Origin of the sequence: Streptococcus suis, assembly GCF_002960445.1 — a bacterium.
In the GTDB taxonomy this organism is placed as follows: domain Bacteria; phylum Bacillota; class Bacilli; order Lactobacillales; family Streptococcaceae; genus Streptococcus; species Streptococcus hyiners.
Window position 1 is genome coordinate 1 of record NZ_POJD01000303.1, and the last position, 326, is coordinate 326.

At 55.2% G+C, this 326-nt stretch carries 1 protein-coding gene; it reads left to right on the forward strand.

Annotated elements, in window-relative coordinates; translation table 11 throughout:
- Nucleotides 1-326: SDR family NAD(P)-dependent oxidoreductase (locus C1G53_RS10945; RefSeq protein WP_153046714.1), on the forward strand; the 326-nt coding region annotated here is incomplete at both ends.

Below are 326 nucleotides of genomic sequence, written 5' to 3' on the forward strand. Positions count from 1 at the left end.
CTTCGCGGTGAATTTTTTTGCGGTGACTAGACTAACTCGCCCCTATCTGCAGCAAATGGTGGACAGACAGTCTGGCATCATTATCAATATGTGCTCCATTGCCTCCAGTCTAGCAGGTGGAGGTGGCTCTGCCTATACCGCTTCCAAGCACGCTTTGGCAGGTTTTACCAAGCAGTTGGCACTGGACTATGCCAAGGACAAGGTCCAGATCTTCGGCATCGCTCCTGGTGCCGTCCAGACAGGCATGACCCAGAAGGACTTTGAGCCTGGTGGTCTGGCGGACTGGGTGGCAGACCAGACCCCTATCGGACGCTGGACCCAACCAA